Below are 11,276 nucleotides of genomic sequence, written 5' to 3' on the forward strand. Positions count from 1 at the left end.
CTCGTGACCCCGGTCACGCGCGGGAACGGCCGCCGGGATCAGCCGGCGGGACGGTCGGCGAGGGCCACCGGCGGTTCGTCGTCCATCTCGAAGGCGAGCGGGAACGGGGCGTGCCCGGCCAGCCGGAACCACCGCACGGTGCGGTGGCGGCGCAGGGCGCGTGCCGCGCGCACCGCGTCGTTGTGGAAGCGCCGGGCCATCGGCACCCGGCGCACGGCCGCGGCGAGTTCGAGTGCCGCCTCCTGGCCGCCGGGGATCTCCTTCACGGCCTCCACCTGCGCCGTCTCGCCGAACACCGCCCGCAGCGCGGCGCTCAGCTCGCTCTCCGCGACCTCGCGCTGTTCCTCCTCCGCCTGACGGGCGGCGTGCGCGGCCTCGTACAGCACGATGGACGCGGCCGGATCGAGCACACCCGACGTCGCCAGTTCCTGGGTCACCGAGGCACGGCGCAGCAGCTGCGCGTCGAGGGCGGCGCGGGCGGCGTCGATGCGGGTGTGCAGCCGGTCCAGCCGTCCCGCGGTCCAGCTGAGGTACATGCCGATCGCGACGAGCGCGACGGCGATCCAGATAAGGGTTTCGATCACGGGCGGCAAGGCTACCGTCGGCGCGTGCGCGGCCCGGAGCACGGGCCGGGCCCGGCCCCCGGGCCGGTGCCCTTCCCGGTCCCGCGTCCGGTCAGTCCCGTGCCAGTCCGAAGCGTGCGCGCAGCCCCGTGCGCTCGTCGGTCGCGACCGACGCCGCGCCGTCCGTCACGGTCTCGTACACCGCGAGGATGTCGGCGCCGACCGTCGACCAGTCGAAGCGCCGCACGTGCGCGCTGCCCCGCTCGCGCAGTTCCGCGCGCCGGTCCGGGTCGCCGAGCAGCCCGATGGCGGCCGACGCCAGCGCGTCGGCGTTCTCGTTGGCGAAGAGTTCCCCCGCCGCGCCCTGGTCCAGGACCTGCGCGAACGCGTCCAGATCGCTGGCCAGGACCGGTGCGCCGGCCGACATCGCCTCGACCAGGATGATCCCGAAGCTCTCGCCGCCCGTGTTGGGGGCGACGTACACGTCGACGCTGCGCAGCAGTCGTGCCTTGTCCTCGTCGCTCACCATGCCGAGGAATTCGACGCGCCCGCGCATCTCCGGCGGCAGCTGGGCGACGGCTTCCTCCTCGTCGCCCCGGCCCGCCACCAGGAGCCGGGTGTCCGGGCGTGCGGCGAGGATCGTGGGCAGCGCCCGCATCAGGACGGGCAGGCCCTTGCGGGGCTCGTCGATGCGTCCGATGAAGCCGATCGTGCCGCCCTGCCACTCGGGCCGGGGTTCGGCGGAGGCGAAGAAGCCGACGTCGACGCCGTTCGGGATGACGACGGCGTCGCCGCCGAGGTGTTCGACCAGGGTCCGGCGCGCGTACTCGCTCACCGCGATGCGCGCGCTGATCTTCTCCAGCGCGGGCTGCAGGATCGGGTACGCGGCGATCATGGCCCGGGAGCGCGGGTTGGAGGTGTGGAACGTGGCGACGATCGGCCCCTGCGCGGCCCAGCAGGCGAGCAGCCCCAGCGACGGCGAGGTCGGCTCGTGGATGTGGATGACGTCGAAGGTGCCGTCGTGCAGCCAGCGCCGCACCCGCGCGGCCGACAGGAAGCCGAAGTTCAGCCGGGCCACGGAGCCGTTGTACGGCACGGGCACGGCCCGGCCCGCCGAGACCACGTACGGCGGCAGCGGCGTCTCGTCGTCGGCGGGGGCCAGCACCGAGACCTGGTGACCGAGCCGGATCAGGTGCTCGGCCAGGTCCCGGATGTGGAACTGCACTCCGCCGGGCACGTCCCAGGAGTACGGGCACACGATGCCGATCTTCACGGGCGGACCTCCCCGTTCTCCCGGTCCTGTGCGTCCGCCCGGTCCTTCTTCCCGTTCCGGGGCCCCAGATCCGCGAGCCAGAGTCGTTGCAGCATGTGCCAGTCCTCCGGGTGATCGGCGATCCCGACGGCGAAGGCATCGGCCAGCGCCTGCGTCATCGAGGACGTCTTCTCCGCGCGGCTGCCCGACTCGGGGACCGGGACCGGCGGGTGGACCCGCACCTTCATCACGGGCGTGTCGTCGTAGCCGAGCGTCACCGGCAGCAGCAGCGCGCCGGTCTGCTGAGCGAGCAGGGCGGGTCCGGCGGGCATGCGCGCGCTCTCGCCGAAGAAGCTCACCTCGACGCCGGAGGAGGACAGGTCTCGGTCGGCGACCAGGCAGACCAGGCCGCCCGCGCGCAGCCGCCGTGCCAGGGTGCCGAAGGCGGCACCGCCGCTGTGTGGGAGCACCTCCATGCCGAGTCCCTCGCGGTAGGCCACGAACCTGTCGTACAGCGTCTCGGGCTTCAGCCGCTCGGCGACCGTGGTGAAGGGGACCTTGAGCTCGGTGGTCACCCAGGCGCCCGCCAGGTCCCAGTTCGCCAGGTGCGGCAGGGCGAGGACGACGCCGCGGCCGGCGTCGAGGCCTTCGGTCAGCCGGTGCGCGTCGGCGACCTCTATGGACGCCTTGATCCGTGCCGGGCTCCAGGTGGGCAGCCGGAACGACTCCATCCAGTAGCGCATGTACGAACGCATCCCGGCCTTGGAGAGTTCGGCGAGCCGGGCCGGTGACGCCCCGGGCACGACGCGAGCCAGATTCGCCTCCAGCCGCAGCACCCCCTTGCCCCGTCGCTTCCAGACCTGATCGGCGAGCGTACGGAAGAGGCCGCGGGCGGCCGGTTCGGGAAGCTTCTTGACCACGGTCCAGCCGAGCCCGTACAGGCCGTCGGTCAGCCGGTCCCGCAGCCCGGTGGGCGCGTCGCCCCTCGCGTCGCTCACCGCGCCGCCCCGCTCCCCCGCCCGGCGGCAGCATCGGCCGCGTCGGCCTCGGCGGACTCGCGGCGCACGGTCACCACCCGCTGCACGAGCGTGACCAGGCTGCCCGCGGCGACGATCCACAGCGCGATCGGCAGCAGGACCTGGACACCGGGGACGCCGAAGGTGTGCAGGCCCGCGACCCCGGCGGCGACCAGCGAGATCACCAGCCGCTCGGCGCGCTCCACGAGCCCGTTGACCGCGACCGGCAGCCCGATCGACTCGCCGCGCGCCTTCGTGTACGACACCACCTGGCCACTCGCCAGACAGAAGATCGCGACCGCGCACATCACGTCGTCGTCGCCCCGGCCCGCGTACCAGAGCGCGAAGCCGCCGAAGATCGCGCCGTCGGCGACCCGGTCGAGGGTCGAGTCGAGGAACGCGCCCCAGCGGCTGGAGATCCCGGCCTGCCGGGCCATGTTGCCGTCGACGAGGTCGGAGAAGACGAAGATCGTGATGACGACCGTGCCCCAGAAGAACTCCCCCATGGGGAAGAAGACCAGCGCACCCGCCACCACTCCTGCCGTACCGATCAGGGTGACCGCGTCGGGGCTCACGCCGAGACGGAGCAGCAGTGCGGCGAACGGCGTGAGGACACGCGTGAAAAAGGCACGCGCGTACTTGTTCAGCATGGCCTTCCCGAGGGTCTGTGGGCCGGGCGGCCCCTTCGGCCTCCGGCTGGCCCATCGTAGTCACGCCCGCCGGACTCCACCCCCCGGCACCCGGCCGCCCGCCGGGGCGCACGACGGACGGCCGCTGCGCGGCGGGGTACGGAAGCGGCCCGGCGCACCGCGGACGCGGCCCGAGAACCCGCCCGGCGGCCCGGGAACGCGCGGGCGCGGCCGGCCGGTGCCGCGGCGGGCGGACACCGCAGGTCACGGCGTCGGACACGGGCCGGGGACGGCGACGGATGGACGCGGCCCGGCCCGAGTGGAAAGCTCGAATTACCGCGGGCGTCGGCGGTGGCCGCCGCGTGGGCTCCCCGTGCCCGTGCGGCCTTCTTCCCACATCGCGCAGGTTCTCCTTCCCGATCCGGGCCACTACCTGGGAGGCACGCATCATGGGCGACAGGACACACGCACACACCGGGGCCGCCGGCGGGGCGGCGACGGCCGACCCGCCCCCGTCCCTGCGGAACGTGGTGCTGGTCGGCCCCAGCGGCTCCGGCAAGACCACCCTCGTCGAGGCACTGGCGCAGACGGCCGGGGCGGTCAACCGGGCGGGCCGGGTCGAGGACGGCGCGACCATCTCCGACTACGACGAGATCGAACGGCGGCGGCAGCGTTCCGTGCAGCTCTCGGTGGTGCCCGTCGTCTGGGGCGGCTGCCGGATCAATCTGCTGGACGCCCCGGGGTACGCCGACTTCGTCGGGGAGCTCAGGGCCGGTCTGCGGGCGGCGGACGCGGCCCTGTTCGTGGTGTCGGCGGCCCAGGAGGCCGACGCGGTGGCCGGCACGGCCCGGGCGGTGTGGGACGAGTGCGCCGCCGTCGGCATGCCGCGCGCCATCGTCGTCACCCACCTGGACACCGCGCGCACCTCGTTCGACGAGATGACCCGGATCTGCGGCGAGGCCCTCGGCGGCGACGACCCCGACGCCGTGCTCCCGCTCTACCTGCCGGTGCACGGCCCCGCGGGCGCCGACGGCCACGCCCCGCTCACCGGGCTCACCGGGCTCCTCACCCGGCGTGTCCTCGACTACTCCTCGGGCGAGCGCCGGGAGACGCCCCCCGACGAGAGCGGGCGGGCCCCGCTCCGTGAGGCGCGCGACCGGCTCATCGAGGGCGTCATCGCGGAGAGCGAGGACGAGACCCTGATGGACCGCTATCTGGGCGGCGCCGACATCGACGTCGAGACGCTCCTGGGCGACCTGGAACGCGCCGTCGCGCGCGGCGCGTTCCACCCCGTCCTCGCCGCTGCCCCCGCCGCGGAGGGGGCCTGTCAGGGCGTCGGCACCGTCGAACTCCTGGACCTGATCACCGGCGGTCTCCCCGCCCCGCGGGAACGCCCCCTGCCCGCGGTCACCCCGCTGCACGGCGCCCGGGCCCCGGCCCTGACCTGCGACCCCGAGGGCCCGCTCCTCGCCGAGGTGGTCAAGACGACCTCCGACCCGTACGTCGGCCGGATGTCGCTCGTACGGGTCTTCTCCGGCACGCTGCGCCCCGACGACACCGTCCACATCTTCGGTCACGGCCTCGCCGAACCCGGCCGGGAGACCCCCTTCCACGAGTCCGAGGCGCGTGTCGGGGCGCTCTCCTCGCCCTTCGGCGCCCAGCAGCGCCCGCTCACCGCGTGCGTCGCCGGTGATCTGGCCTGCGTCGCCAAGCTGGGCGACGCCGGGACCGGGGACACCCTCTCCGGCAGCGACCTGCCGCTGCTGATGGAGCCCTGGGCCGCTCCGGACCCGCTGCTGCCGCTGGCCGTCAGGGCCCACGGCAAGGCGGACGAGGACAAGCTCTCCCAGGGGCTCGCACGGCTCGTCGCGGAGGACCCGACCCTGCGTCTCGAACAGAACCAGGACACCCACCAGGTGGTGCTGTGGTGTCTCGGCGAGGCCCATCAGGACGTCGCCCTGGACCGGCTGCGCAGCCATTACGGGGTCCGGGTCGACGCCGTGCCGCACAAGGTGGCACTGCGCGAGACCTTCGCCGCGCCTGCCGGCGGACGGGGCCGGCACGTGAAGCAGTCCGGCGGGCACGGCCAGTACGCCATCTGCGAGATCGACGTGGAGCCGCTGCCGCCGGGGTCGGGCCTCGAGTTCGTCGACGAGGTGGTCGGCGGGGCGGTGCCCCGTCAGTTCGTCCCGTCCGTGGAGAAGGGGGTGCGCGCCCAGGCGGCCCGCGGAGTGGCGGCCGGATATCCGCTCGTCGACGTACGCGTCACACTGCGGGACGGGAAGTCGCACTCGGTGGATTCCTCCGACGCCGCGTTCCAGACCGCGGGCGCGCTGGCCCTGCGCGAGGCCGCGGCGGACACCCGCATCCAGCTCCTGGAACCGGTCGCCGAGATCCGGGTCCTGGTGCCCGACGAGTACGTGGGGCCGGTGATGAGCGACCTGTCCGGGCGGCGCGGCCGGGTCGTCGGCACCGAACAGTCCGGCCCCGGACGCACGCTCGTGCGAGCCGAGGTCCCGGAGCTGGAGATCGGACGCTACGCCGTCGACCTGCGCTCCCTCTCCCACGGCACCGGGCGGTTCGACCGGGCGTACGCCCGGCACGAACCGATGCCCCCGCGGCTGGCGGAACGTATCCGCGAGCAGCAGGAAATCAGCCCCGTTGGCGTGTAATCACTCACACCGCCCTGCCCCGTCCGCCGTTTGTCCACAGGGGCGGACGACGCGGGGGTCCGGACGTTACCCTGTGGTCCCAGCTCAGAAGGTGTGCGGGGCACGGCAGTTGGGAAACAGCCGCAGGAGTGGTTCCTCGGCGGTGAGTGGGGGCGACGGTGGCCAACGAAGGATTCGATTTCTCTCCCGGAGCGCAGATCCCGATCCAGGGTTCGGGCGGAGCGGCGGTGGCGACGAACGCCCTCGCCTCCGCGGCGTACCGCGACAGCCCCGTGGAGAAGATCCTCGACGCCAACAGCGAGTGGCACAAGTCGGAGGTGAAAGCGGGGCGTTCGAAGTTCTTCAAGTCCGACTACTTCAAGCCCAACCTCGGTGAGGCGTTCTCCCGTGCCGTGCAGGAACGCACACTGGGCGGTGCCCGCAAGGCGCTCATCCAGTCCTTCGGGAGCGACCCGCGGATGGTCGTCGAGCACTGCCTGTCCGCGACGCGTCTGCGCCGGGCCCGCGACATCAAACTGACCGCCGTCACGGTCCTGTTCGGCGTTCTCTTCCTGCCCGGGATGCTCCTGTGGGTCATCGCGTTCAGGCTGCGCGACGGGCTCGGCAGGACGAAGGACAAGGCGCTCTCCTCGCTGGGCAACCTCCTGCTGCCGGTCGTCGGCATCGTGGCCCTGCTCCTCCTGCTCCAACTCCCGCTCACCGGTTTCCTGGCGATCTACGCACGGGCGATGATCGTCGCGCCCGTCATCGGCTGGTACGTCGCCAAACGGATCGCCGAGTCCTCCGCCAAGGACCTGCGCGCCCGTTGGGAGGGGCTGCTCTCCGGCGGCGGCATCGTCGCCAAGGTCCCCGAGGCCTCGCCGAAGAACCCCAGCGAGACCTCCCGCGAGGCGCTGCGCCAGAGCCTGGAGAAGCTCTCCGCGGAGCAGCAGTCCAACTCGGTCTTCTACGCGGGCCCCAAGGGGATCCTCGGCATGGGGACCCGGTGGGGAAGCTGGCAGCTCGCCGAGGAACTCGTCTCCAAGGACCCCGACAAGGAGTTCAACCGCTTCCGGAGCTGGGATCTGATTCGAGCCGTCCACGACCAGCTCAAGCAGCTGGAGCGCGGCCCACTGAACACGGGGGGATTCCCCACGCCGTCGGTCACCCACTGGATCGTGTCGCCCGTCGGTGAGAACGCCGACTCGGTGTCCCGTCCGGACGGCGAGGACGTGGCCACGTTCCAGATCAAGCCGCACGAGATACAGCGGATCTGCAACCACCAGCAGTTCGGCGGCGGCGACCGGCACTATCTGGGCGTCCAGTTCACCCTCTGGGACGGCCAGTTGGTCATCACCATGATGATCACGGTCACGGTGCTCTACGAGACCCTGCGCATCGAGGTCACCGGTCATGCGCTCGGCCCGGTCCATTCGCTCTTCACCAGCAAGCCCTCGGCGAAGACGAAGACGGTCAACAAGACCGTCCGGTTCTGGGAGACGCGCGACATCACCCTCCCGCTGGTCGATGCCTCCGAGGTCGTGCGTCTCGCCCTGCGCGCCCCGCTGACCTGGTATCCGCCGCTGCTCGACTACCTGGGCGGCAAGATCGCCCTGCCCGAGCCGTTCGGTCTGCGCCACGCCTGGGCCGAGAAGCCGTGGCGGCACCGCTTCATGGCGGACGACGCGATGCGCGCGGCCACTCCCGTGCTGCGCGCCGTGCACAGCGCCGCGCTGCATGTCCTGGAGGAGAACGGCGTCGACACGGAGCGCTTCGACAACCGCTCGATGGTGCTGAGCGGAATGGTGCAGGACCCGACCCCGCGCAAGGCCGACCTGTACGACGCGTGACACCGCCTGCGGATCGCGTCGGGCTCCCGCGGCCCGGCGCGGACGACGGGCACCGCCGCCCCGGCTCGGTCCGCGCCACGGGTCCGGACGCACGAAGGCCGCCCCGCATGCCGGACGACACACCGTCGTCCGGCGCGTGGGGCGGCCTTTCCGCATGGTCACGGCCGGACTCGAACCGCCGGACGCGCGGGCCCACGCCGGGACCCACGGGCCGGCGGCCCGGCACGCGGCCGGATCCGGTCCGTCGGTCAGGACCGGGTCCGGCCGGTCGGCCGCCCGGAGCCGGGCCCGCCGCCGGGGACCGGTCCGTCCACCGGAATCAGTCCGTCGGCCAGGCCGCGGCCAGCATCGCGCGCGTGTCGGCGAGCAACTGCGGCAGCACCTTCGTATGCCCGATGACCGGCATGAAGTTGGTGTCGCCGCCCCAGCGCGGCACCAGGTGCTGGTGGAGGTGAGCGGCGATACCGGCCCCCGCGGAAGCCCCCTGGTTGAGCCCGATGTTGAACCCGTGCGCCCCGGACGCCACCCGCAGGGCGACCATCGCCCGCTTGGTGAAGTCCGCCAGCTCCATGGTCTCGGGACCGTCCAGCTCCGTGTAGTCGGCCACGTGCCGGTACGGCACCACCATGAGATGCCCACCGTTGTACGGATACAGGTTCAGGACGGCGTAGACGCTGCTACCGCGCGCGACGACAAGCCCGTCCTCGTCCGATTTCGACGGGATCGCACAGAACGGACAGCCGTCACCGGCCTCCGAACCGGTCGGCTTGTTCTCGCCCTGGATGTACGCCATCCGGTGGGGCGTCCACAGGCGCTGAAAGGCGTCGGGCGTCCCCACTCCGATCTGCTGCTCCGGCTCACTCGTCATGCCGATCAGCATATTGCTTCGCTCCGTGGCGACGAGTGGCCGGGGCCGCACCCGCGGGCGCACTCCGAGTCCGGGGCGACGGGCGCCCGGCCGCCCCGGCGGGGTCTGCGTCGCGGACCGCGCCGTAGGCGGCTCCCGCCGCCAAGCGCCCCGATGCGGGCGCTCGCCGCGGGCGGAACGGCACAGGGCCCCGGGGGCGGTCGGCTCCCGGGGCCCTGCTCCCGCGCTCACCGGCGCGGACCGTCCGGAAGGCGGGCTCCCGGACCGGCGGGTCACACCTGCACGCGGCGCTCCACCACGTCGACGAGCTTGGCGATCGCCTCGTCACGGGCGATGCCGTTCTCCTGCGAGCCGTCGCGGTACCGGAACGACACCGTGCCCGCGTTCATGTCCTCGTCACCGACGATGATCATGAACGGCGTCTTCGCCTTCTGCGCGTTGCGGATCTTCTTCTGCATCCGGTCGGACGAGGCGTCGACCTCGACCCGCAGGCCCCGCTTCCGAGCCTCGGCCGCGAACTCCTGGAGGTAGGGGATGTGGGCGTCGCCGATCGGGATGCCGACCGCCTGCACCGGGGCCAGCCACACCGGGAACGCCCCCGCGTAGTGCTCCAGGAGCACCGCGAAGAAGCGCTCGATGGAACCGAACAGGGCGCGGTGGATCATGACCGGGCGCTGCTTGGAACCGTCCGGGCCGGTGTACTCCAGGTCGAAGCGCTCGGGCAGGTTGAAGTCGAGCTGCACCGTCGACATCTGCCAGGTGCGGCCGATCGCGTCCCGAGCCTGCACCGAGATCTTCGGGCCGTAGAACGCGGCGCCGCCCGGGTCCGGGACGAGCGGGAGGCCCTGCTTCTCGGCGACCTGGCGCAGCGTCTCGGTGGCCTCCTCCCACACCTCGTCGGAGCCGACGAACTTCTCCGGGTCCTTGGTGGACAGCTCCAGGTAGAAGTCGGTCAGACCGTAGTCGCGCAGCAGGTTCAGGACGAAGGTCAGCGTGCGGTCGAGCTCGTCCGCCATCTGCTCCTTGGTGCAGTAGATGTGCGCGTCGTCCTGCGTGAAGCCGCGCGAGCGGGTCAGACCGTGCACCACGCCGGACTTCTCGTACCGGTACACCGTGCCGAACTCGAAGAGGCGGAGCGGCAGTTCGCGGTACGAACGCCCCCGCGCGTCGAAGATCAGGTTGTGCATCGGGCAGTTCATCGGCTTGAGGTAGTAGTCCACCCCGTCGTCGAGCTGCATGGGCGGGTACATGCCGTCGGCGTACCAGTCCAGGTGACCGGACTTCTCGAAGAGCTTGCCCTTGGTGGCGTGCGGCGAGTAGACGAACTCGTAGCCCTCCTCCTCGTGGCGCCGCCGCGAGTAGTCCTCCATGGCGCGCCGGACGACACCGCCCTTGGGGTGGAAGACCGCGAGACCCGGGCCGATCTCGTCCGGGAAGGAGAAGAGGTCCAGCTCGTTGCCGAGCTTGCGGTGGTCGCGCTTGGCGGCCTCCTCCAGGAACTCCAGGTGCGCCTTCAGCTCGTCCTTGGTGGGCCAGGCGGTGCCGTAGATGCGCTGGAGCATGGGGTTCTTCTCGCTGCCGCGCCAGTACGCCGCTGCGTTCCGCATCAGCTTGAACGCCGGGATGAACCGTGTGGTCGGCAGGTGCGGGCCGCGGCAGAGGTCCTTCCAGCACAGCTCGCCGGTCTTCGGGTCGAGGTTGTCGTAGATGGTCAGCTCGCCGCCGCCCACCTCGACGTCCGCGCCGTCGCCCGCGGTCTCGACGGAACCGGAGCCCTTGATACCGATGAGTTCCAGCTTGTACGGCTCGTCGGCGAGCTCCTCGCGCGCCGCCTCGTCGGTCACGACCCGGCGCGAGAACCGCTGCCCCCGCTTCTGGATCTCCTGCATCTTCTTCTCGATGGCCTTGAGATCCTCGGGCGTGAACGGCTTCTCGACGTCGAAGTCGTAGTAGAAGCCGTCCTTGACCGGCGGGCCGATGCCCAGCTTGGCCTCGGGGAAGAGCTGCTGCACGGCCTGCGCCATGACGTGCGCGGTCGAGTGCCGCAGGATGTTCAGGCCGTCCTCGGAGGAGATCTCGACGGGCTCGACGACCTCGCCGTCGGCGACGGCGTACGCGAGGTCCTTCAGCTCACCGGCGATCCGGGCCGCGACGACGGTGCGCTCGCCGGGGAAGAGCTCGGCGGCCGTAGTGCCCGTCGTCACCACGCGCTCTTCCCGCTCGGAATCGCGTTGGATGATCACACGGACGTCTGACACCGGTCTCTCCTGACTCAGGGGGGAACGCACGCTCTCGTCGATGGGCGTGCGATACGAATCGTACCGAGCCGCGGGCCCCCTCTGCGAAACGGTTTGGCGGCGAAGCCCGCCGCTCCCCCGGCGGGCGCCCTCCCGAACGGGTCCGTGCGGACGCGCGGACGGTGGTGCGCGCACGGCGGAAGGGGCGGG

At 72.1% G+C, this 11,276-nt stretch carries 8 protein-coding genes; 2 read left to right on the forward strand and 6 right to left on the reverse strand.

The window, feature by feature from the left end; genetic code table 11:
• Positions 1-38 precede the first annotated feature (38 nt).
• The 4 genes from AMK22_RS22345 to pgsA form a co-directional block, all read right to left on the reverse strand.
• Positions 39-584 (reverse strand): hypothetical protein, encoded by a 546-nt coding sequence (locus tag AMK22_RS22345; RefSeq protein ID WP_073787659.1) that lies wholly within the window; start codon positions 582-584, stop codon positions 39-41.
• Between the two features lie 91 nt (positions 585-675).
• Positions 676-1,836, reverse strand: a complete 1,161-nt coding sequence (locus AMK22_RS22350; RefSeq protein ID WP_073787661.1) for a glycosyltransferase family 4 protein — start codon at positions 1,834-1,836, stop codon at positions 676-678.
• Positions 1,833-2,813: a phosphatidylinositol mannoside acyltransferase gene (locus tag AMK22_RS22355; RefSeq protein WP_073787662.1), complete on the reverse strand. Its 981-nt coding sequence runs from the start codon at positions 2,811-2,813 to the stop codon at positions 1,833-1,835. Before AMK22_RS22355 ends, AMK22_RS22350 begins: the two co-directional genes overlap by 4 nt.
• Complete coding sequence (gene pgsA, locus AMK22_RS22360) at positions 2,810-3,481, reverse strand: phosphatidylinositol phosphate synthase (protein ID WP_073787684.1); 672 nt, start codon at positions 3,479-3,481, stop codon at positions 2,810-2,812. Before pgsA ends, AMK22_RS22355 begins: the two co-directional genes overlap by 4 nt.
• A 428-nt stretch (positions 3,482-3,909) precedes the next feature.
• Here pgsA and AMK22_RS22365 point away from each other — a divergent pair, with 428 nt between their 5' ends.
• Complete coding sequence (locus AMK22_RS22365; RefSeq protein ID WP_073787686.1) at positions 3,910-6,132, forward strand: elongation factor G-like protein EF-G2; 2,223 nt, start codon at positions 3,910-3,912, stop codon at positions 6,130-6,132.
• 158 nt (positions 6,133-6,290) lie between these two features.
• The gene (locus AMK22_RS22370) at positions 6,291-7,961 is read left to right on the forward strand and encodes a hypothetical protein (RefSeq protein ID WP_073787945.1); all 1,671 of its coding nucleotides are present in this window, start codon (positions 6,291-6,293) and stop codon (positions 7,959-7,961) included.
• A 319-nt stretch (positions 7,962-8,280) separates the two neighbouring features.
• Here AMK22_RS22370 and AMK22_RS22375 read toward each other — a convergent pair whose 3' ends face one another.
• Together AMK22_RS22375 and thrS are read right to left on the reverse strand one after the other, a co-directional pair.
• A complete protein-coding gene (locus tag AMK22_RS22375) occupies positions 8,281-8,841 on the reverse strand; it encodes an HIT family protein (protein WP_073787688.1) in 561 nt (186 codons plus the stop codon).
• 260 nt (positions 8,842-9,101) lie between these two features.
• Positions 9,102-11,087 carry a threonine--tRNA ligase gene (gene thrS, locus AMK22_RS22380; protein ID WP_073787946.1) on the reverse strand — a complete coding sequence of 662 codons (1,986 nt, stop codon included), beginning with the start codon at positions 11,085-11,087 and terminating at the stop codon, positions 9,102-9,104.
• Positions 11,088-11,276: the final 189 nt, after the last annotated feature.

Origin of the sequence: Streptomyces sp. CB01580 (assembly GCF_001905795.1) — a bacterium.
Taxonomy (GTDB): domain Bacteria; phylum Actinomycetota; class Actinomycetes; order Streptomycetales; family Streptomycetaceae; genus Streptomyces.